Genomic DNA, 21,509 nt, shown 5'->3' with positions numbered 1-21,509 from the left:
GTGACACAGGAGACACCTCTATGGATTTCTCCTCTGCCCCTACTGCACTCCACGAACGTGGAGCCTCTGACGAAGCATCTTTCGAGAACACCGACACGTCGGTCAGCTTCTATCAGCCCGTGACCTTCCACGGGGCATTCCGTCCGTGCCCTTCGCATCGGTCGATCTATGACGACCTCTTCCCGGCTGAGGACGGCGAAGACGTGCCATGGGAAGAAGACGGCCCCTCCGAAGAGGAAGCCCCAAGCGTCGCTGGCGCGACTGCCAAAGGCGACCAGCACAACGCCCACGTCATCGCCTACATGGCCCGTCGAGAGCGCTGCCAGCACCTCGCGACCCTCACCCGCGCCCTTCTCAAAGCCCGTCAGCATCTCGACGGGTCCCCCGGCTGCACCCGAATGGGCTTCAGCGAGGAATGGTGCTCCCCAAGGTGGTCTTCCTCTGAGGAAGAGCTTCTAGCCCTCCCCGACGAACCCCTGACCATTGACGAGTTCCAGGCCATCAACCCCTGCCATGACGGACGATGGGTGCGCTATCCGAGCTGCACTCTCCCGTGGTGGGGCTGGCCTCCCGTCTTCGGTCATGACGACCCGGTTCTCTTCCGCCTCCGTGTCTGGCAGGGCGCCGCCATGGTCCGCTCTCAGATCGCTGAGGCTGGTGGTCTCGACGATGACCATGGGTGGATCAGCCGGCCGACAGGCGCTTTCCGTCCCGAGTGGTGGCAAGAGCAGCGCAACGCCGCCTTCATGCTCCCCTCGGAGCGTGCCGCCGCCGCCACGGCCCGGAAGAAGACCGCCAACACCGAAGCCAAGCGCCGCAGCCGGGCCGCTGAGCGGGTGAAGGCTGGCAAGGCCGCCACGCCCAAGAAGACCGGCCCCCGCCCTGTGGTCATACAGCGGAGCGAAGACGGCGACTTCGCCCTCGTGCCCCTAACGAGGGGCTACACGGCCCGCCTTCCCGCCGCCGACGCGCCCCTGGTGGAAGGCCACGACTGGCATGTGTGCATCCCCGGTCCCGGCAAGAAGCCGTTCGCGCGGCGCCTCGTGGCCGGTGACGGGTGCAAGCAGAAGGCCCTGCGAATGGACAAGGTCGAGGGCCTCACCGGGCCGGTGGTGGTCATCCCGCCTACAGAATTTCAAGTTTCCTGAGGGATGGCGTCAGTCACTCGCTGTTCCTTGAATGCGAGAGGATGACCTTCCAGCGGGCTTTGCCCGCCCTGGTCATCCCACCTTGCGGGCACCCTGACCGGCTGAGGTCGGATAGGGGTGCCCGCATCTTCTCCCTATTGCGCCCGTCCCCATGGGCTCCCTGTCCGCGCTCCGACCGTTAGCAGCGGTCGTTGAGCGCCTCGCCACCTCTCCCCATGCCCTGGCTCGCTTCGCGTCTCCTTTCCGCGAGACGAGCGATTGCATGGGGAGAGGTCGGCATTCCGTTTCCTCACCCGCAACGAAAGGACCCGCCGATGTCATCCACCAACGCCGTCGTCATCGTCGAAGACCCCACCTACCTCGCCCGCGAGATCAACTACGCCCACCGGCAAGTGGTTGGGTACGGAAAGTCCATGCTGGCCTACGCGGCGAAGGCCGGAAGGGACCTCATCGCCGTGAAGGGGATGCTCCAGCACGGCGAGTTCAAGCCGTGGATAAAGGCGAACTGCGCGTTCTCCTACGACCGGGCTGCAATGTACATGCGGGTCGCCAAAAATTGCGCATGCGCAACTTTTGACCCGGAGCAGAGCATCGACGCCTTCCTCGGCATCGAGCGCAAGCCGTCCACTCCGCACCCCTCCGAAGCCCCCGCCTTCGACCGCACCGATGCGGAGCACGTCATGAAGCTCCACGCCATGGTCGAGCGTGGCGGGACGGAGGGAGAGCGCAACGTCGCCCGCTTCAAGCTCCACAACTACGCCAAGGAGTTCGGCTTCTCCATCTCGGAAGCCGTCGCCAAGGCCCAGGACATCCTCCCGGATTGGCAGAAGTCAACCGACCAGATCGAGCGGGAGAAGGCACGGGAAGAACTTGCCGCATCCCAGGCAGAAGCCGCCACCCTCCGCGCCCAGCTCGAAGCCATCCAGGGCCGCATCAACCAGCTCCGCACGGACTGCATGGGCATGACGCGGGAGGCGCTGGAGGAGGCGTACATCGGCCTCGTTCTGGAGCGGGAAGGTCTCACCAAGATCAACGAGAAGGCCGCCCGATGAACGGCACTCCCCGCCTGTCCTGCACCGCAGGGTAGGCTCCTGGCGACGTGCCGCATCCGCTCGTGCGGTGCACTCGCAGGTCCGAACCCTGCCACGCCGCGCCACCACCCCTTGATGATGTCCCAAGCCGCCCAATGGCGGCCCCTCGAATGACGCGCCATCGCTCTCCTACGCTCGCCGTAGGGGCTCGCAAGCGAGACGCCCGAGGCCCCGCATATGCGGGGTTGAACATGCCCTGCGAACTCCGGCCCTGTGGTCTCCCTTCCCCGCGCTGAGGTGCGGCGGGAGGCCCTTGGCTGGAACTACTCCTTGAGCGTGTCGGGACCCATGGCAACGCCGCCAGCCACCGCCGGCTCTCCTGTCCGCTGATCGCCAATCCCCTTGCACTCCACTGAGGTGGAGCCTCCAGGGGCTGACGGAAGGCGCCCCAAGAGAACTACCGGCCGCGCTCGCGACGCCACGCCATAACCCTCCACATCATCATCAAGGAATTTTCACACCATGGCTCATGGTGACACCACTGTTTCGCGTCTCGGTCAGGTCAATCAGGCCGGCGCCACCGACGCTCTCTTCCTCAAGCTGTTCGCTGGCGAGGTCCTCACCGAGTTCGAGCGCACCAACGTGTTCAAGGGCCTGACGTTCGTCCGCCAGATCCAGCATGGCAAGTCTGCCCAGTTCCCGCTGGTCGGCCGTGCCAGCTCCGCCTACCACACCCCCGGTACCTGGATCGACGGCAGCGCCATCGACCATGCGGAGAAGGTCATCACCATCGACGACAAGCTGGTGGCGACCACCTTCATTGCGGACGTTGACGAGGCCGTGAACCACTATGACATTCGTGGCGTCTACTCCAAGGAGCTGGGGCAGGAGCTGGCCCACCAGTACGACACGCACCTCGGTGCCGTGCTGGCCCTTGCCGCGCGTGCGTCCTCGCCGCTGACCGGCCGTCCCGGCGGCTCCCGGATCACCGACGCCGCGATGGCGACCGACCCGGCGAAGCTGGAAGCGGCCCTGTTCACCGCCACTCAGACCCTGGACGAAAAGAACGTCACGCAGAGCGACCGCTATGCCGTGTTCCGTCCGGCGCAGTATTACCTGCTTGCCCAGCGCGACCGGCTCGTGGACACGAACCTTGGCGCTCAGGGCTCCGTGGCCTCCGGCATCGTGCAGACCATCGCCGGCCTGCCCATCGTGAAGTCGAACCACGTCCCGAACACCCAGGTGACGACCGGCCCGGCCAAGTACCAGGGTGACTTCCGCACCACCGTGGGTCTCGTCTTCAACAAGATGGCCGCCGGCACCGTGCAGCTCATGGACCTGTCCATGGAGAGCGACTACGAAATTCGCCGTCAGGGCACCTTCCTGATCGGCTCGTACCTCTGCGGACACGACGTGCTGCGCTCCGACTGCGCCATTGAGCTGGCGACGGGCGCGGTGGCGTAAGCCCGCCGCATGACCTGCGGTGCCCGATGATCGCCCCATCTCCGGCAGCTACGTTCATCGCGACATGGTCCCTGCCGCTCCTGTGGCTGATGCCACTGGCGGCGAAGACGCTGTCGCTCAACTGAACGCCCTCATGGCGTCCCTTCGCACCGCCGGCATCCTGTTGACCAGCGACAGCGAAGACGCCCCGGCGGAATAGCTCTGCCCCTTTGCCGCCTCCTCTCAAGGAGCCCTGAAGCCCATCCCTCAGATTTAATCGCCCGCAGGGGCGTGCTGAGGGGTGGGTGAACAGGGCGTTTACGGCCTCGACATGGCTTTCCCCATGGCGGGTTCCACCAAGCCCCTCGGGACCTATCACAGGGCCCCGAGGGCACCCCCTTTTGCGGACACCCCTACGCTCGCGTAGCTCGCCCAACACCTCGCCCGACCTCTTCAGGAGGCTGCTTCTGCCCCGCCTTGCTGGGTCCCTCGCAGCTCACAGGGCACCACCATCCCCTTCATAGAAAAGGACCCTCCTTGACCACCACCCTCACCTTGGCCGCTCGCGTCCCTGGACAAGCGGGCGTCGGCGCCCTCGCGCTCCTGATCGAACATGCGGACGGCACCCGAGAGGAGGTCACCGCGCCGCTGACCGGCTCCGTTGAGCTGCGCGAAGCGGGCTTCCTGGCGGCCACCTACGCCCTGTCGCTGGTCGATCCCGAACAGCCCACGGTGCTGCGGGCCACGATGCGCAGCGTTGTGAATGCCCTCGGCTCCACGCCCTGGTTCCCGACCTCTGACATCCCCATCGGCGTCATTGAGGCCCGCCACGAGTTCCTGATGGCGGCCGCTCGGTTCCCCGCGCTGCGGGTTGAGGTGGCGGGAAGCGATGAAGAGGCCGTGGCGGACCTTCTCAAGGCCGCCGCCAACGTGGCCCGTGCCGCCTGCGAGGAGCGTCTCACCGCTTGCGGGCTCGCCTCGCACCTGCCGCCCCGCAAGACCGCTCGGTCGCACCGCAAGGCCGCCTGAACTCCAGTCACGGACTGGAGCCTCTGACCACACCATCACCACCACCAACGAAAGGACTTCCCATGACCATCAACACGGCCGCCTCGCGCGACATTCCCGGTTCCTACGGCACCGCTCCGGCCTCCCGCATCCCGGCTCCGATGATCGCCGCCGGCCTCTATGACCTGTCGCCCGGCACCCTCCGGCACGACGGCTCCCGTCCGCGCACCATCTTCGACATGACCACTGAGGACGGCAGGGCCGCCCATGCCGCCCTCCTGGCGGACCGCGACCGCTCCGAGGCGGCCAAGGAAGCCGCTTTGGAACGCTATGCTGCGTCCCAGGGCGCCGCTGAAGGCATGAACGGCATGGGCATCTGACATTGGCCGTTCACCAAGAGACCGCCAAACCCGTCCGAGATCGTGGAAAGATGACCCCCAACGGGTGGGAGCCGGAGAACCACGAATGGCTTGATGTTCTCGCTCCTCGGAATGAAGCCGGCCGTCGCGCGGGAGTTGATCCCCTCGGTCTCGATCTGGCTACCCTTATCGCTTCCGGGCACCCTCGACGGGCAGAAGCCGCCAGCGTCCTGGGCGCGATGAAGGAAAACCCCGGCCCTCGCGAGGACGGCAAGCCGTGGCGCTTCACAAACCTCCGGGACCATTGCCTTACCTGCGCTGAGAATGCTGCCGAGGTGCGCCGCTGCGCTTGTGTCGAGTGCCCGGTGTGGCCTTACCGGATGGGCCGGAACCCGCACAATCCCCAGCGTGGGAAGATGCCTGCCCATGCGCTCGCAGGCTCGCAGCCAATAAAACCCCCTGCCTCACGGACTCTGACCGGCAATCACGGTGGCCCGGCTACGGTAGCCCCCGAGGACCCTGCCCAGGCCGTTTCAACCGCCCCTCCCGAGGCGGAGGCCGCCTGATGCCCTCACTTCACGATATGTCGCTAGTGGACTTCCACGACGGCAACGGGCCTCGGCACGTTGACGGGCTCGTTTGGTCCCCCGTCTCCCGCCTCTGGGAAGCGACCATGACCGACCCGCAGGGGAACAAGATGTTCTTGGGGAGCTTCGAGACGCCTGCACGGGCTATCGAGGCCGTCGAGAGCATGACCAAGACCTTCGCCAAGCTGAAGGCGTTCACCGGCACCAAGGTCGGCGGGCCGAAGCCGTCGCCGCAGGCGGCATCCAAGCCAACAGAATGAGTGTGAAGCGCCCCTTTCGCGGGGTTGCGTGGGATGCGCTCTATAAATGTTGGACGGCGACCATCACCGTGAACGGCAAGCGCCTCTGGTTGGGCTCCTTCGAGCGGCCGGAAGATGCCGCCCGGGCCTATGACGCCGCTGCCCTTCAGCACCACGGCAGCAAGGCGAAGCTGAACGGCCTGACGGCCTCCTGAGGCCCCCACCGGAGACCATTGGCAGGTCCCACCCCTGCAATGTGCCGCCCCCTTTCAAGTTCTCTGCAAGATCGCGCCACGCCTTACCAAGGTGGACGTCCCCGGCGAACCTTGCCCGCCCCGGCGATATTTGCCGGAAATTTTCGAGCCCCTCTCTATATATAAGAAGAACGCGCGTTCCCCCCGCGCCCCCTCGCGCCTGAGAGGGAACACCGCGCGGCACGCGAGCGAACGGCAAACCGCGCGTGAACGGCAAGTCACGCCCACCCACGCGCAAGCACAGGCGCCCGCAACGCATGTACACGCGCCCACATGCCCGCGTTATTCCGCTTCTGTCGTAAGTTGACGGTCGCATAAAATCTGCATTAACCATCAACAACTTCCGAGAAAAATCAAGACATTCTCAGAATTGTGCTTGACAGTTACAGCGAGACGAATCAGTCTTTTCTCATGTTCGGAGCGGCGATCGGCCCACGAACACTTCCGCTCCGCACAGCGGAGCCTCCCAACAACTTGAGGAACACTGAGATGCTCACGATTGACTCGGCTATTGCGCTTGTCACCGACACCTTCGCCCCTGAAGAAGTCCTGTCCGCCGTCTGGTCCGGTGACGGCACGGAGGTGCTGGTGATGGCGACCGAGGCGGGAGAAGGCTTCGTTGCCACCGTGTGGGAAGGGGAGGACATCGACGGCCGGCCCGTCCTGTACTGCGATGCCGGCGACAAGGGCCTTGACGACTTCACCGACGCCCTTGCCCGCGCCAACGGCCTGAAGCCGTGGGGCAATCAGGACACCGTGGGCGACATGACGTGGCACACATGGGCGGGGAAGGTCGAGAAAATCGACGCCTACGCCTCGGGGGAGCTTGAGCCGGCTTGGTCGGTGGAGCGCATGGCCGCTGCCAAGCGGGACGCGGACGCCTTCAACGATGCGCCAGAGCTGGTCTGAGCCGAGGGGGACAGGACATGAGCGAAACCATGACCTTTGACGAAGCCAAGGCCCTGCAAGCCTCCATTGAGGCGAGCGTGGCCCGTGCGGGGGCGTGGCTGGACCATCTGCGGGGCGACCATCGCACCGTCCTTGGCCTCACGCCTGACGAGGTGAAGTTCTCTCGGGAATGGCAGCGGGGGAAGGCGGTCTATGACGCGGCCTTCCGGCGCCTGCGGGAGTTCAATCGGGTGTTCGTGAAAGCCTACGCCCGAGAGCTGCGGGCCGAACGGCGGGAGCGCGAGGGGGTGCGCAATGCCCGCATCACCCAAGCCGCCAGAGAGGCCGCGCAAGCGATGCCTCAATAGGGCTCAAGGCCCTGTGAGACGAGGCGTCCGAAAAGCCGGAATGGACTCTATCGGACGCCCTCCACACCGTCTCGCAGGGGAGGTGTTCAGTGGGACCCGCCAAGGCGGGCAACGGGACAGGGGATTAGTGATGACCGCCCACATTGCAGCTTTTCCGATGGCCACCACAGAGAAGGCGCCCGCACCCTCGCTGCCCAGCGCAGCCGAGCCGAAGCCGTCGCCACAGGGGCCATGGAAGATCGAAGGCGGCCGCATCGTCTTCGCGGCCGACGATCCGATGAGCGACGAGACACTGACCGCCGTGACGGCCGCTCGCATCGCTATCGGTACCGACGAATGGTGGTCGGACACATTACGGGCTGAGGAACTGAGTTACGCCGTCCGCAACGGCATCGTGTTTGGCTGAGACAGGGGGAGAATGACGATGCTGGTGGGCTATTGCAGGGTGAGCACGGACGGACAGGATGCGGGCTTTCAGAGCCAGCTTGACGACCTCCGGGAGGCCGGTTGCGACAAGCTCTTTCAGGAGCATGTCAGCGCCGTTGCCGCGTCCCGGCCGGAGCTGGAACGGGCCTTGGAGTTCCTGCGGGAGGGTGACACGCTGGTGGTGACCAAGCTGGACCGCCTCGCTCGGTCGGTGCAGCACCTATGGACCATCGTGGAAGCCCTCGACGCCAAGGGCGTGGGGCTGGTCATTCTCAACCTGGGAGGTGACCGGGTGAACACGAAGAGCGCTTCAGGCCGTCTCATGTTGGCGGTCTTCGGCGCCGTGGCCGCCTTCGAGCGGGAATTGCTCCTTGAGCGGCAGCGGGCCGGCATCGCCAAGGCCAGGGCTGAAGGCAAGTACCGGGGCAGGAAGCCCACGGCACGGGCCAAGGCAGAGGAGGTCAGGCGGCTGAAGGGTGAGGGCGTGAGCCCCACGGAGATTGCCGGGCGCCTTGGGATCGGCCGTGCGAGTGTCTACCGGTGTTTGCAACTCCACGAAGTGGAGCCTCAGGGGGCGGAGGCGTAGCGGGAGGAGGCTGGGTGAGGAACGGCGGGCTTTCCGCGTGGCTGTTCGGCTATCTGTTTTTTGCTTCGTCGCCTGGGGATATCGTCGCACATCGGTTGATTCAGCGCGAAACGGCAGCCATCGGTTTATCCATGCCAAAAATCCTTTTGTCACACCAGTCCATTGAGGCGTTGGCGGAGATCATCACGGGCGGCCCCGCAGGATTTGGAGGGGCACCCATCGGAATCTACCGCACCCATGACCGGATCGGTGAGTTCTTCGCCGCTGCTGGGGTGAGCTTTCAGTCCGAAGGGCTTACCAGGGTGCGGGGAACAGTTAGGACCCTGTCGGGACTTGTGGGAGACCCTTCTTTAGAGGGCAAGCTCAGGCGTGTAATCGAGAGCGCAGCGGACCCGCGAGATTTCATTCATGATGCGGATCGCCATGATGCAGTTTTAGAATATCTCAACAAGCACTTTGATTATGACGGCTTGCGCTTGGAGAAGCTGGAACGTGGCGTGCGCCTTGTCGCGCACGGGAATTTCGCTGCCGTTGTGCATACTTTGGCCGACGCAGCCAGCGATATTGATTTTGATACGGTCCAACAGGACTTGGAGAGGGCGCAGAGAGGCGCCGAGGAGGACCCTGAAACGGCAGTGACGGCAGCTTGTTCTATTATAGAGAGTGTCTGCCGCTCAGTCCTGGTTGAACTTGGGCTCCCGTTGCCCGCCAAGAAGGACGTGCAAGGGCTTTATCAGGCTGTGCGCGAGCCGTTGGGGCTTGCCCCTAACAAAGACGGGATTCCGGACCTGATAGCGGACGACGTGCGATCAATCCTCGGAGGGATCAATACGGTTGTGAATGGTATCGGGGCGCTGAGGACCCATGCGGGTAGTGCACATGGGAGGGAGAGAGGGCATCGTCGGATCGACGCGCGGATTGCTCGCCTCTCTCTGCATGCTGCCAGTACCATAGCGCTATTCCTCGTGGAGACATGGCAGATGAAGTTCCCAAATCGGAAGCTGCCGAGAAAATGAGTCACGGCACTCGTCTCCGCCTTGAAGCGTCCCCGCAGGACTGCTACACAGGATCCGCAAGGGACTCGAAATTCTCTTTTATATCCAATGCGTTCTGGTCGAGGATCACGTTTTCAATCCTCTCTCGCAGCACCATTATTTTCAGCACCAAAATCAGGCGCTTAGCAGTTTGACCGACAAGGTCAACGCTGCCCGACATACGGGAAGTTGGGCACTCTTGTGCGCACTGTGTGCCGGACGTATGCCGCATCACCCGTACAACCCGGATAACCCACCGGAGAGCAGCGCGGTGCGCCGCGCCTGAGCTTCGGCCTGTTGAGCCTCGCGGCGACGCAGCGTCATCTGCTGCGCCGGCATGGACGCGCTCCCGATCCCGGCGAAGGGCTTCTGCCTCCTCATCCGCCAGGGCGCGCATCTTCCGTGCCTGCCTGTCCACGTCCAGACAGGCCGTGCCGATATTGATTGCCCGGGAGATGAAGTCCTCCCGGAGGTCGGCATCATTCCCCATCGATCAGAAATGACGCAGGCCAGCACCTGGGCACGCGGAGCGGGCGGAGCGGCGGGACAATTCCAAAGCTTGGGCATGGTGGCATTTCCCGCCGCCAATCGACTTGTGGAAGCGCGGTGCCGCCAAAGTGCGTCATCCGCTGGCGGAACCACGCGCGTCTCGGGCTCCCAATTCCCGCTGCCGCTCCGGCCCACCCAGGTTCAGCGTGGCGAACTCGGCGGCCTCGAAGAATCGCCACGACCCTCGCCACGGGGTGACCTCGCTGGTGCAGAGGCCGGCGATGGTCTCGGCCAGGGCGCTGTGGCGTGCGGGCAGCATCGGAAGACCGAAGGAAAACGGTCGCACAGGCGTCACGGCCACGTCGTGCCCGGCCTCTTATAAGCCGCTCCCAGGTACTCCGATAGGCGCTTCGCCGGTTTGATGCTTCTGCAAGTGCCGCGTCCGGACATCGCTGGGGACTTTCATGCCGAACCATGCCGTGCTGCTCCGCGCTCGTTCCGCCTCCGAGAAACGCCCTGTTCGGCATAGCCTTCGGGCGTCCCTCCTCGGCTCCGCGGCGGCGATCCTTCTATCCCTGAGCGCCCCGCCCGTCTTCGCGGCGGACGGTGATGGCGGGAAGGGTGGTCGACTTGATGGCGGTATCGGCGGCTCGGCCAGCGAGACAGGCGTCGGAGCAGCCGGCGCCAACTCTGTCATACAAGGCGGCGGCGGTGGTGGCGGCGGGAGCGGATGGGCCGTGTCCGGTCAAGCGGGCGGCAGCGGCGGCAGCGGGCACGACGGGGGCGCAGGTGGTGCGGGCGGCAGCAGCGGCGGTAACGGCCAAAACGGCACTCCCGGCCTCGCCGGAGGCGGTGGTGGCGGCGGCGGCCACGCATATGTCGGGACGTATTCTGATTTTGTGGCAAATGTGTCCAGTCCGATTGCGGGAGGCAACGGCGGCGCAGGTGCTGATGCCACGCTCAATGGCGGTGGCGGCGGCGGTGGTGGCGGCTTCGGCGCTGTGATCACCAGCGGTTTGCAGAACGCGCAGTTCCTCCTCGGCATTTCCGGGGGAACAGGCGGGAATGGTGGCGCAACCAGCCCGAATGGCGGCTCCGCCGGCACCGGAGGCGTTGGCGGCAACGGAGGGAGCGGCCTGGTTCTGAAAGAGGCTGGAACTGTAAGTGTCAAACTCCTGAGCGGGGGCGACGGTGGGATTGGCGGCGGTTCGCTGAACATAAGCAGTGCCGGCGGCGCCGGCGGTAGCGGCCTGGTGTCGGTGGGAGGGGGCTCTACGACGATAATGGATGGTGGGGGGGTGACGGGAGGGAGCGGCGGCAGAGGTGGGCGTGCCACGGGCGGCTCCGGCGGCACTCAGAGCGGATTCGGTGGCGCTGGCGGTCTCGGTGGAGCCGGTGTGTTTCTGAGTGGAGCCTCAGTCGGCACGACATTGACCGGCGCGGGAAGCGTGGCGGGAGGCCAGGGTGGCGCTGGCGGCGACAGCTTCGGTGTCCTCTCTTTCACGAACGGCGGCGGCGGCGGCGGCACGGGCGGGAGCGGTCTGGCGCTCGCGCAAATGAGGGGCACAGGCTTCACCATTGACGTGGCCGTGACCGGCGGCAACGGCGGCACGGGCGGCAACGGAGGCAATCACGGCGGCGCGGGCGGCGCCGGGGGCGTCGGCGGTAGCGGCCTGCTTCTGATGGCCGGGACAACCGGGGCAAACACCTTCGACATCTCCGGTGCGGTGACTGGCGGCGCGGGCGGGGTCGGCGGAACCGGCGGAGCCACTGGAGCCGCCGCTGTCGGGGGCATCGGAGGCGTTGGGGGCAAGGGCCTGGACCTGACGGGCTCGACAGGGACCACCACCGTCACCATCAGCGCCGCCGTGACGGGCGGAAACGGTGGCGCCGGCGGAAACGGCACCAATGGCGGCGCGAATGGCCTTCGCGGCAATGGCGGCAACGGAGTTGAGGGCAAGAACCTCGCCGTCACCGTCGCGGGAACGGGAAGTGTTGCTGGCGGGTTGGGGGGAACCGGCGCCCAAGCCGCGGCCTTCAATTTCACCGCCGGCACCAACACCCTGGCCGTGGCATCCGGCGCGACGGTCACCGGTGACATCGTGGTTTCGACCAACACCACGACGCTCAAATTCAACCAGACGGACAACGTCACGCTTGGCAACGTCATCAGCGGCGCGGGCTCCATCATCAAGTCCGGCACCGGCAGGCTCACCCTCTCGGGCACCAACGCCTTCACAGGCTCCACCACCTTAGAGGCAGGCACCCTTTCCATCTCGGCCGATGCGGCGCTGGGTGGGGCCTCGGGTGGCATCACCTTCAAGGGCGGAACGCTGGAAACGACGGAGAGCTTTACCAGCAGCCGCAATATAACGCTCAATAGTGCCACCACGGGAACGTTCAACACCGCAAGCGGCACGACCCTCACGCTTTCCGGCTTTTTCTCCGGTCTTGGGGGTCTTGTGAAGACGGGGGACGGTACGCTCGTCGTATCCAGCAACCCCGGCTACAGCTATGGGGGCGACACCACCATCACCGCCGGCACGCTGGCTCTAACGGGCCCCGGCGCCATCGGTGCATCGAGCAGCGTCAAGGTGGATGGCACGCTGGACATTTCCGGCATCACGACCGCCAACACCACGATCAAGACCCTTATGGGCGGCTCCACAGGCGAGATCGTCCTCGGTACCCAGGCCCTGGGCGTGAACCAGGCCGCGGACAAAACCTTCGCCGGGAAGATATCGGGCAGCGGCAAGTTCACTTATGCCGGCCTTATCAATTCCGTCGCCAGCACGCTCACCCTCACCGGTGACAGCAGCGCCTTCACAGGCGCCACCAGCGTCTGGTCCGGCACGCTGGCGCTGTCGGGCAGCGGCAGCCTTGCGGCGTCGTCCGCAGTAGAGATCAACAGTTACGGCAAGCTGGACATTTCGGGCACCACGACCGGCACCAGCATCAAGACCCTTTCGGGTTACTCCGGGGGCCAGGTCGCGCTGGGCAGCAGGGACCTGACCGTAGATCAGTCGGCGGATAAGACCTTCGCCGGAAGGTTCTCGGGCAGCGGCGCCCTCACCAAGACTGGCGCAAGCACCCTGACGCTGACCGGTGACAGCACCGCCTTCACCGGCGCCACCATCATCACCGCCGGCACCCTGGCCCTTTCGGGCGGCGCCAGCGTCGAGAACTCGAACGGCATTACAGTGGACGGCAAGCTGGACATTGCCGGCACCACGACCGGCGCCACCATCCGCACCCTTCAGGGCGGCTCCACGGGCGAGATCGCCCTGGGGGCCAGGGACCTGACGGTGGACCAGACTGCAGGCCACACCTTCGCCGGAAAGTTCTCGGGCAGCGGCGCCCTCATCAAGACTGGCGCAAGCACGTTGACGCTGACCGGCGACAGCTCCGCCTTCACCGGTGCCACCATCATCACCGCCGGCACCCTGGCCCTTTCGGGCGGCGCCAGCATCGAGAACTCGAACGGCATTACAGTGGACGGCAAGCTGGACATTGCCGACACCACGACCGGCGCCACCATCCGCACCCTTCAGGGTGGCTCCATGGGCGAGATCGCCCTGGGGGCCAGGGACCTGACGGTGGACCAGACTGCGGACCACAGCTTCGCCGGAAGGTTCTCGGGCAGCGGCGCCCTCATCAAAACTGGCGCAAGCACGCTCACGCTGACCGGTAACAGCTCCGGCTTTGCCGGCAGCACCATCATCACCGCCGGCACCCTTGCCCTTTCGGGCGGCGCCAGCATCGAGAACTCGAACGGCATTACAGTGGACGGCAAGCTGGACATTGCCGGCACCACGACCGGCGCCACCATCCGCACCCTTCAGGGCGGCTCCACGGGCGAGATCGCCCTGGGGGCCAGGGACCTGACGGTGGACCAGACTGCGGACCACACCTTCGCCGGAAGGTTCTCGGGCAGCGGCGCCCTCATCAAGACTGGCGCAAGCACGCTCACGCTGACCGGCGACAGCTCCGGCTTTGCCGGCAGCACCGGGGTGGAGGCCGGCGTGCTGCAGGTCGGCAGCAACGGTTCCGGCACGCTGAACGGCGATATGACCGTCGCTTCGGGGGCGACCCTGAAGGGCGGGGGCGGGACGATTACAGGCAATGTCTCGGTCGACAATGGCGGCATCCTGTCCGGCGGGCAGAATGGCGGCGGCCTGACCATGAACGCGCTTGCCCAGAACACCAGCGCCATCACCAATGTGAGCCTTGCGACCCCCACCACCGCCAACGCCGTGTTCACCATTACCGACGCGACCCCAGGCGCGCTCATGGTGAACGGTACGCTGAACGTGACGGGAGAAGCGGGCTATGGGCCAGGTGTCTACCGCGTGTTCGCGAGCCCCAATGCCGATCTGACGAATGCCGGACTGGCCTTGGGCAGCGCTTCCTCCATCAGCGGCTACACCGCCGCCCTGGATACGGGCGCGCGGTATGTGGACGTGCAGCTGACGGCGTCCGGCGGCGGTGGCACCGGAGGAGGTGGCGACGGCGGCGGTGGCGGGACCCCCACCCCCACTCCAGCCCTGCAATATTGGAGCGCCGATGGGACGAGCCGGGGCAGCGGGGGGAACTGGACCAGTGCCTCGCTATGGCTCTCCCCAGCCAGCGACAGCACCGGTCCCTGGGCCGGCAACACGGGCGTATTCGCCGGTCCTGCGGGCACCGTGGCGGTGGATGGCCGCCAGTCGTTCGGCACCCTGGAATTCCTGACCTCCGGCTACGCGCTTGTGACCGGCGCGGTCGGGAGCCTCGACCTCGGCTCGGGCGGGCGGCTCTGGGCAGAGGGGGCGGGCACCATCGCCACCGTCTCGGCGCCGCTCACCGGCAGCGGCGCCCTCACCAAGATCGGCGCGGGCACGATCATCCTGTCCGGCGCCAACACCTATCAGGGCGGCACGGTGCTCTCCGCCGGCACGCTCCAGGTTTCCTCCGACGCCAATCTGGGCGCGGCCTCGGGCGGCCTCACCCTCAATGGCGGCACGCTGGCCGCGACGACGAGCTTTTCGAGCGCCCGCACCGTCGCCCTCGGCACCCCCGGTGGCTCCTTCGATGTCGTGGGGGGTGCCACCGCGCTCACCCTGTCCGGGACAGTGGACGGTGCCGGCGCCCTCTCCAAGGTCGGGGCCGGCACGCTCATCCTCGCTGGCGCCAACACCTATCAGGGCGGCACGGTGCTCTCCGCCGGCACGCTCCAGGTTTCCTCCGACGCCAATCTGGGCGCGGCCTCGGGCGGCCTCACCTTCAATGGCGGCACGCTGGCCGCAACGACGAGCTTTTCGAGCGCCCGCACCGTCGCCCTCGGCACCCCCGGTGGCTCCTTCGATGTCGTGGGGGGTGCCACCGCGCTCACCCTGTCCGGGACAGTGGACGGTGCCGGCGCCCTCTCCAAGGTCGGGGCGGGCACACTCATCCTCGCTGGCGCCAACACCTATCAGGGCGGCACGGTGCTCTCCGCCGGCACGCTCCAGGTTTCCTCCGACGCCAATCTGGGCGCGGCCTCGGGCGGCCTCACCTTCAATGGCGGCACGCTGGCCGCGACAGCGAGCTTTTCGAGCGCCCGCTCCGCGACGCTCGCCAGTGGGAGCGGAGGCAGCATCAGCCCCGCCGCCGGCACCATCCTCACCCTGTCGGGATCGATTTCGGGTGATGGCGCGCTCGTGAAGGACGGGGCGGGCACGCTCGTCCTCACCGGTACGAACACCTATACGGGCGGCACGACCATCAATGGCGGCGCGCTTCAGATCGGCAATGGCGGCACCACGGGCTCCATCTCCGGCAATGTGGTGAACAACGCCGCGCTGGTCTTCAACCGCTCGGATACCTACAGCTTCCCCGGCACCATCACAGGCGCCGGCACCGTGACCTTCCTCGGCGGCGGCCGGGTGGAGTTCGCGACGCCCGGCAGCTACAGCGGCGCGATCTCGGTCCAGGACACGACGGTCCACCTTGAGCAGGATGCGGTCTCCACCTCCACCTTCACCGTTGGGAACCTGGGGGTGCTCGTGGGCAACGGCACCGTCGGCGGGCTCGTGGTGGACACGGGCGGCACCGCCGCGCCGGGAAATTCTCCCGGCACCATTGCCGTCACGGGGCCGGTCACCTTCAAGGCCGGCTCCACCTACCGTGTGGATGTGACGCCGGACGGCCGGCACGATCTCATCACCGCCACCGGGCCGGTCACCCTCAGCTCCGGCGCTGCGGTGCAGGTGATCGCCGAGCCCGGCGCCTACGCGCCCAACGCCACCTACGCCATCCTCACCACCACGGCGTCGGTGAGCGGCACCTTCGGCTCGGTGGCCTCGGACTATGCCTTCCTCACGCCCGCGCTCTCCTATGACACACAGAACGTCTACCTGAAGCTGGTCTATGCCGGGCCGGCCGACGGCGGGGGCGGCAGCCCCAGCCCGCGCTTCGCATCGTTCGCGACGACGGCGAACGAGGTGGCCGTGGCCAACGGGGCGCAGGCGCTCGGCCTCGGCAACGCGGTGTTCGACGCCATCGTCACGCTGCCGGTTTCGGGCGTGCCGGGCGTGTTCGCAGCGCTTTCCGGCGAGGCTTATTCCTCCGCCGATACCGTGATCCAGCAGCAGTCCATCTATGTGCGCGAGGCCGTGGGGGCACGTCTGCGGCAGTCCGTGACCGCCCCCGTGGCGCAGCCTTTGGCCCATGGCGCGACGGCGGCCGCGCCGGCGACCGCGCAGCTCTCCGCCAGCCTGACCCCCACTTTGTGGGCGCAGGGCTATGGCGGCTGGGGCACCAGCTTCGGTACCGGCAATGCCGCGACGGTGTCCAACTCGCTCGGCGGCTTCCTGATCGGTGCCGACGTGGCGGTGGGGAGCAACGCCCGGGCTGGCCTGTTCGGCGGCTACAGCCAGTCGCAATTCGACGTGAACGACCGCGCGTCCAGCGGCACCATGGACAATTACGACATCGGCACCTACGTCGGCGCGCAGTTCGGTGCCCTCGCGCTGCGGGGCGGGGCTGCCTACACCTGGCACGACGTATCGGTGGACCGCACCGTGGCCTTTCCAGGCTTCTCGGCAGCGCTGAGCTCCGGCTACCAGACGGGCACCACGCAGGTCTTCGGCGAGGTGGGCTATGACATGGCGGTCGGGCCCTATTCCTTCGAGCCGTTCGCGGGCCTTGCTTATGTGGGCATCTCCGGGGCGTCGTTCCGCGAGAATTTCGGGCCGGCGGCGCTCGCGGTGAGCACAAATGGCATGGACACGCTCTACAGCACCCTCGGGGTGCGGGCGGCGACCGCGTTCGACGTGATGGGGCGTTCGCTGACTCCCAGCCTGACCTTGGGCTGGCAGCATGCCTTCGGGGATACGAACCCCACCGCGGCCATGCAGTTCGCGGGCGGGGTGACGCCCTTCTCCATCTCCGGCGCGCCGATTGCCGGGGATGCGCTGCTGGTGGAAGCGGGGCTGTCCTACGAGCTGTCCGGCATGGCGGCGCTGTCCGCGACCTACAGCGGCCAGCTCGCCGGCTCCGCCTCCCAGAACGCCTTCACCGCTCAGTTCTCGCTCAAGTTCTGAGTGGCCAAAGCTTGCGGCTGGGCTCCCTCCGGGTCCAGCCGCACCGCCCGCGCGCGCACCTCGGGGAGAACTTGTTCGTCGTCTTGCCTGTCATGGCTCCACCTTCCCGGGAACTGGAGCCTCCGGCAAACCCGGGAAGGTTCAAAATCCTGAGCCCAGACGCCCTGGCAGGCTCATTTCACTGGTATCATCAAATGCTCGTATGGCGTATCCGGCCACATCACGTACGGCTTGGTGGGATCCGCGTCGAGCGTGCGGGGATAGCTGACCATCGCCTTGACGCCCGGGCCCAGGAGCATGACGTGCGGCCCCGTCTTGACCCAGTGATTGTCCGAGGTCGGCCCCATGGCGCCCGGCGCCACATTGCTGGTCCCGTTGTCCCCCGCGAGCATATAGATGAAGCCGACCTTGTCCGGCGGGTTCGTCTTGGTCAGCACGGCATGCACCCACTCCATCCCGGCCGGGTCCGTGCACATCGGCACGTCATCGGGCATGATCATGCACGTCCATTGATTTGTGCCCTTCTGCAGGACGCGCATCGAGCCACCTTCCATGGTGGCGATGGTGGCTCCCTTGGCGACCGCCTCGGGCGCAGCGGTCATCGCCTTGGCGATATAAGCGGCGTCGCTCAGCTTCTCCGCATGGACGGGCGTCGTCACGAGCGCGATCATCGCGGCGGCCGACAGCAACCCGCTCAATTCGTTTCTCATGGCTTTCCTCCCTCGATGCACCGCCCCTTGGCACTCAATGGGGACGACCCGGATCCGCCGCGGGGGTGAGGACATGACGCGCCTCTTCCCTCAGACGATCGCCCGGAGCGTTTTGAACGTCTCTCCAGCGCATTTTCTTCACGCGAACCGGCATCCACCGCGCTTGAAAACGCTCCAACGCCACCGCAAACAGCCTGGCTCTTCCAGCGGCACAGTCCTGCAAGGCACGACGCTCAATGCACGAAGGCAGAGGCGTCATCACCGACCCGCGTTCCGCCGTCGTTTCAGTATTTCAGCAGGGCAACAGCGCGCAATGCGCGAAACCAATTATGACAATATCCAGAAATTATGGCCAGCTTCAGAGCCAACTGACACGCCGATTTGATCCGATATAGCGCACCCACACCGGTTACCACCATAATATCCAGAGCGATATCCTATCGATTGAAAAACTTTTATCTTAAAACCGCCCTCTGACTATAGGAATGAAAACGCCATACCCTATCAACTTACGAAGCAAAGCTTATAGGCGCCTGCGTCAGGGCAGCGGCATCATCGCATCGGCAACCCAATACAGCCGCCGCCGACGGATACATAATAGCCCGGCAACAGGCCGTGAGCTTGAGCCATTCCATGTCCTCGCCAAGACCGAGAGCGCACCAAGGAATGGTATGTTAGAACAGACTGACGTCACCTCAAGGTCACGCTATCGTGGATCCGCAGCCCAAAGCCTGACCTTCAGATTTGTTCAGCCGAATGGCCCGATCTGGAATCACAGAAACTTTCAAGTGATCGTCCGCAGTTCATAATGTACCATACGGTGCGCATCACGGGAAAGAAGAGCGCGGATCTCCAGAACATGCGCCACACCGGCTGCTGCGTCCTCGTTTAGTCCCGCACGGCCGGAATGCGGCCGACTGCAAAGGGGAGGAGCGCTCCCATGTTCGATATTCATCGAATGAGGCTGGCATTGGCGGCTCTGGCCGCTCTTGGCTTTGCCGACGCCGGTCACGCACAGCAAGGCGGCCGGCCCAACATCGTCGTCATCATGGGCGACGACATCGGCTGGTATAATGTAGGCGCCTACAACCAAGGCATCATGGCCGGCCGCACGCCCAACCTCGACCGGCTGGCGAGCGAGGGCATGCGCTTCACCGACTATTACGCCGAGGCGAGCTGCACCGCCGGCCGGGCCAATTTCATCACCGGGGAACTGCCGATCCGCACCGGCCTGACGACGGTCGGCCAAGCCGGCTCGCCTCTCGGCATACCGGACGACGCGGTCACGCTCGCCACCACTCTGAAAACCATGGGCTACGCCACCGGGCAATTCGGCAAGAACCACCTCGGCGACCTCAACAAGTTCCTGCCGACTGTGCACGGCTTCGACGAATTCTTCGGCTACCTCTATCACCTGGATGCGATGGAAGACCCCTCGCACCGGAACTATCCCCCCGCGATGCTGGATCGCGTGGGTCCGCGCAACATGATTCACAGCTGGGCGACGACCACTGACGATCCGACCGAGCAGCCGCGCTGGGGCAGGATCGGGAAGCAACGCATCGAGGATGCGGGAACGCTCTTTCCTGAGCGGATGAAGACAGTCGACGATGAAATCCTCGACTTCACGCTGAAGTTCATCGACAAGGCCAAGGCGGACAACAAGCCGTTCTTCGTGTGGCTCAACCCCACGCGCATGCACGTCATCACCCATCTTTCGGACAAGTATGAGAATCTGCGCACGCCGGAAAACGGCTGGTCGACCGAGGAGGCCGGCATGGCGCAGCTCGACGACGTGGTGGGCAGCGTCCTGAAGAAGCTGAAGGACATTGGCGTTGACGACAACACCATCGTCGTCTTCACCACCGACAACGGCGCAGAGAACTTCACCTGGCCGGACGGGGGCCAGACGCCGTTCGCCGGCGGCAAGGGGACCGCCCTGGAAGGCGGCTTCCGCGTGCCCGCGATGGTGCGCTGGCCGGGAAAGGTGCCTGCGGGCAAGATCGAGAACAGCATCATCTCCGGCCTGGACTGGTTTCCGACCCTGGTGGCCGCGGCCGGCGATGCCAACATCGTGGACGAGCTGAAGCAGGGCAAGCAGCTCGGCGAGCGCACCTACAGGGTGCACCTCGACGGCTACAACCAGATGGACCTGATTACCGGCAAGGGTCCGTCGGCACGCAACGAAGTCTTCTACTTCACCGAAAGCACGCTTTCGGCGGTCCGCATCGGCGACTACAAGTACCGCTTCACCGACCAGCCCTCGGGCTGGCTGGGCGCGACGGTCAAGGTGGACTGGCCGATCCTGACCAATCTCAGGCTCGACCCGTTCGAGCGCACGGGCATGCCGACAAGCAACTCGGGATCCCTCAACTACTACAGCTGGTTCATCGATCAGTTCTGGCGCTTCGTGTTCGTGCAGCAGGAGGTGGCCAAGCTCGCCCAGACAGCCATCGACTTCCCGCCGATGCAGCAGGGCGCCAGCTTCAACCTGTCGGCCATCAAGGCGCAAGTCGAGCAGGCCGCGACGCCCCCCGCGGCGAAGTGAGCCGGCGGCGGCCGAACTCGATCACGCCGTGGCGCAGGATCATTGCCCGGGCGGAAGCAGCATGCCGCCGGCGCGCGATGAAAGAGCACCACCACCGGCCGGCGGTTGCGCGCCATGGCCGCCCCGGCGGCCGGGCCGCCGGGGTCCGGCAGGCGGACACGGGCCAGCCCGAGGTGCGGCCCGTGGAGGACGCGGGGGCCCCATGCGGTCTCGACGCGGTAGCGTCCGGGCTGCCCCCGCGCCTCGGCCTGCTCAGGCGTCCCAGTAGCCGAGGCTGTCGCTTTCCCGCCCGATATACATGAGCTTGCGCGGCTGGCCCTCCAGTGTGGGCGCCAGATCGGCGAGGATGCCGAAGCGGCCGCTGTCCGGATATTCGACGATGTCGGCCGGGTGCATCGAGCTCACGGCGAGGAAGCGCAGTTCTTCCGTTCCGGTATTGATGATCTGGTGCGCCGTCTGCGGCCCGCCGGCGGGACAGGAGATGATGTCGCCCGGACGGATGGCGTGGCGCTCCTCGCCGATGCGGATCTCCCCCGTCCCCGACAGGATGAAGAACATCTCGTCGTTCGTATGGTGGTTGTGGAACGGAAAGGCGCGCTTGCCGGGGGCGATGGCGGTCACGTTGTAGCCGAGGCTCGTGACGCCGAGCTGCCGCGACACGAAGGCGACCCGGGCATCGAAGACGCCGGCCGCTGCTCCGGTGGGGGCGTATTGCGGCGGGCGCGGCTGAAGCGCGACATCGGCCACGTTCAGGATCGGCTTTGTCATGGGGATCTCATTTCAATGCTTGCGTGGGCGGGCACTCCCAATCTAAGGGCGGATACCTGTC

At 65.9% G+C, this 21,509-nt stretch carries 16 protein-coding genes; 14 read left to right on the top strand and 2 right to left on the bottom strand.

Annotation, left to right across the window (positions count from 1 at the left end; all coding sequences use genetic code 11):
* Positions 1 to 20 precede the first annotated feature (20 nt).
* The 13 genes from V5F75_RS06470 (at position 21) to V5F75_RS06410 (ending at position 17,422) form a co-directional block, all read left to right on the top strand.
* Positions 21 to 1,148, top strand: coding sequence for a hypothetical protein (locus V5F75_RS06470; RefSeq protein WP_394036003.1), 1,128 nt, complete (start codon positions 21 to 23; stop codon positions 1,146 to 1,148).
* 314 nt (positions 1,149 to 1,462) lie between these two features.
* Positions 1,463 to 2,200, top strand: coding sequence for a DUF3102 domain-containing protein (locus V5F75_RS06465; protein ID WP_394036005.1), 738 nt, complete (start codon positions 1,463 to 1,465; stop codon positions 2,198 to 2,200).
* 501 nt (positions 2,201 to 2,701) lie between these two features.
* Positions 2,702 to 3,643 carry a major capsid protein gene (locus V5F75_RS06460; protein WP_394036007.1) on the top strand — a complete coding sequence of 314 codons (942 nt, stop codon included), beginning with the start codon at positions 2,702 to 2,704 and terminating at the stop codon, positions 3,641 to 3,643.
* A 516-nt stretch (positions 3,644 to 4,159) separates the two neighbouring features.
* Complete coding sequence (locus V5F75_RS06455) at positions 4,160 to 4,651, top strand: hypothetical protein (RefSeq protein WP_394036009.1); 492 nt, start codon at positions 4,160 to 4,162, stop codon at positions 4,649 to 4,651.
* Positions 4,652 to 4,713: 62 nt separating this feature from the next.
* Positions 4,714 to 5,010 (top strand): hypothetical protein, encoded by a 297-nt coding sequence (locus tag V5F75_RS06450; protein WP_394036011.1) that lies wholly within the window; start codon positions 4,714 to 4,716, stop codon positions 5,008 to 5,010.
* 652 nt (positions 5,011 to 5,662) lie between these two features.
* Positions 5,663 to 5,836 carry a hypothetical protein gene (locus V5F75_RS06445; protein WP_394036013.1) on the top strand — a complete coding sequence of 58 codons (174 nt, stop codon included), beginning with the start codon at positions 5,663 to 5,665 and terminating at the stop codon, positions 5,834 to 5,836.
* Positions 5,833 to 6,030, top strand: coding sequence for an AP2 domain-containing protein (locus tag V5F75_RS06440; RefSeq protein ID WP_394040948.1), 198 nt, complete (start codon positions 5,833 to 5,835; stop codon positions 6,028 to 6,030). Before V5F75_RS06445 ends, V5F75_RS06440 begins: the two co-directional genes overlap by 4 nt.
* 528 nt (positions 6,031 to 6,558) lie before the next feature.
* A complete protein-coding gene (locus tag V5F75_RS06435; RefSeq protein ID WP_394036017.1) occupies positions 6,559 to 6,978 on the top strand; it encodes a hypothetical protein in 420 nt (139 codons plus the stop codon).
* 17 nt (positions 6,979 to 6,995) lie between these two features.
* Positions 6,996 to 7,325 (top strand): hypothetical protein, encoded by a 330-nt coding sequence (locus V5F75_RS06430; RefSeq protein WP_394036019.1) that lies wholly within the window; start codon positions 6,996 to 6,998, stop codon positions 7,323 to 7,325.
* 130 nt (positions 7,326 to 7,455) lie between these two features.
* Positions 7,456 to 7,731 (top strand): hypothetical protein, encoded by a 276-nt coding sequence (locus tag V5F75_RS06425; RefSeq protein ID WP_394036021.1) that lies wholly within the window; start codon positions 7,456 to 7,458, stop codon positions 7,729 to 7,731.
* A gap of 18 nt (positions 7,732 to 7,749) precedes the next feature.
* Complete coding sequence (locus V5F75_RS06420) at positions 7,750 to 8,337, top strand: recombinase family protein (protein WP_394036023.1); 588 nt, start codon at positions 7,750 to 7,752, stop codon at positions 8,335 to 8,337.
* 14 nt (positions 8,338 to 8,351) lie between these two features.
* Complete coding sequence (locus V5F75_RS06415; RefSeq protein ID WP_394036025.1) at positions 8,352 to 9,353, top strand: abortive infection family protein; 1,002 nt, start codon at positions 8,352 to 8,354, stop codon at positions 9,351 to 9,353.
* 2,063 nt (positions 9,354 to 11,416) lie between these two features.
* A complete protein-coding gene (locus V5F75_RS06410) occupies positions 11,417 to 17,422 on the top strand; it encodes an autotransporter-associated beta strand repeat-containing protein (protein ID WP_509212145.1) in 6,006 nt (2,001 codons plus the stop codon).
* 173 nt (positions 17,423 to 17,595) lie between these two features.
* Here V5F75_RS06410 and V5F75_RS06405 read toward each other — a convergent pair whose 3' ends face one another.
* Complete coding sequence (locus V5F75_RS06405) at positions 17,596 to 18,132, bottom strand: hypothetical protein (RefSeq protein ID WP_394033621.1); 537 nt, start codon at positions 18,130 to 18,132, stop codon at positions 17,596 to 17,598.
* Positions 18,133 to 19,072: 940 nt separating this feature from the next.
* Here V5F75_RS06405 and V5F75_RS06400 point away from each other — a divergent pair.
* Complete coding sequence (locus V5F75_RS06400; RefSeq protein ID WP_394033620.1) at positions 19,073 to 20,680, top strand: arylsulfatase; 1,608 nt, start codon at positions 19,073 to 19,075, stop codon at positions 20,678 to 20,680.
* A 252-nt stretch (positions 20,681 to 20,932) separates the two neighbouring features.
* Here V5F75_RS06400 and V5F75_RS06395 read toward each other — a convergent pair whose 3' ends face one another.
* Positions 20,933 to 21,448: a cupin domain-containing protein gene (locus V5F75_RS06395; RefSeq protein ID WP_394033619.1), complete on the bottom strand. Its 516-nt coding sequence runs from the start codon at positions 21,446 to 21,448 to the stop codon at positions 20,933 to 20,935.
* Positions 21,449 to 21,509 lie beyond the last annotated feature (61 nt).

The organism is Xanthobacter albus, assembly GCF_043194895.2.
In the GTDB taxonomy this organism is placed as follows: Bacteria; Pseudomonadota; Alphaproteobacteria; order Rhizobiales; family Xanthobacteraceae; genus Xanthobacter.
Note: the sequence above shows the minus strand (reverse complement) of the source record. Positions and strands in the feature narration are given on the sequence as shown.

Excerpts from the sequence above, each read along its gene's own strand:
- V5F75_RS06470 (WP_394036003.1), top strand. The coding sequence starts at position 21 with ATGGATTTCTCCTCTGCCCCTACTGCACTCCACGAACGTGGAGCCTCT.
- V5F75_RS06460 (WP_394036007.1), top strand. The coding sequence starts at position 2,702 with ATGGCTCATGGTGACACCACTGTTTCGCGTCTCGGTCAGGTCAATCAG.
- V5F75_RS06450 (WP_394036011.1), top strand. The coding sequence starts at position 4,714 with ATGACCATCAACACGGCCGCCTCGCGCGACATTCCCGGTTCCTACGGC.
- V5F75_RS06410 (WP_509212145.1), top strand. The coding sequence starts at position 11,417 with ATGAGGGGCACAGGCTTCACCATTGACGTGGCCGTGACCGGCGGCAAC.
- V5F75_RS06405 (WP_394033621.1), bottom strand. The coding sequence starts at position 18,132 with ATGAGAAACGAATTGAGCGGGTTGCTGTCGGCCGCCGCGATGATCGCG.
- V5F75_RS06440 (WP_394040948.1), top strand. The coding sequence starts at position 5,833 with ATGAGTGTGAAGCGCCCCTTTCGCGGGGTTGCGTGGGATGCGCTCTAT.
- V5F75_RS06400 (WP_394033620.1), top strand. The coding sequence starts at position 19,073 with ATGTTCGATATTCATCGAATGAGGCTGGCATTGGCGGCTCTGGCCGCT.
- V5F75_RS06445 (WP_394036013.1), top strand. The coding sequence starts at position 5,663 with ATGACCGACCCGCAGGGGAACAAGATGTTCTTGGGGAGCTTCGAGACG.
- V5F75_RS06430 (WP_394036019.1), top strand. The coding sequence starts at position 6,996 with ATGAGCGAAACCATGACCTTTGACGAAGCCAAGGCCCTGCAAGCCTCC.
- V5F75_RS06425 (WP_394036021.1), top strand. The coding sequence starts at position 7,456 with ATGACCGCCCACATTGCAGCTTTTCCGATGGCCACCACAGAGAAGGCG.
- V5F75_RS06395 (WP_394033619.1), bottom strand. The coding sequence starts at position 21,448 with ATGACAAAGCCGATCCTGAACGTGGCCGATGTCGCGCTTCAGCCGCGC.
- V5F75_RS06420 (WP_394036023.1), top strand. The coding sequence starts at position 7,750 with ATGCTGGTGGGCTATTGCAGGGTGAGCACGGACGGACAGGATGCGGGC.
- V5F75_RS06465 (WP_394036005.1), top strand. The coding sequence starts at position 1,463 with ATGTCATCCACCAACGCCGTCGTCATCGTCGAAGACCCCACCTACCTC.
- V5F75_RS06435 (WP_394036017.1), top strand. The coding sequence starts at position 6,559 with ATGCTCACGATTGACTCGGCTATTGCGCTTGTCACCGACACCTTCGCC.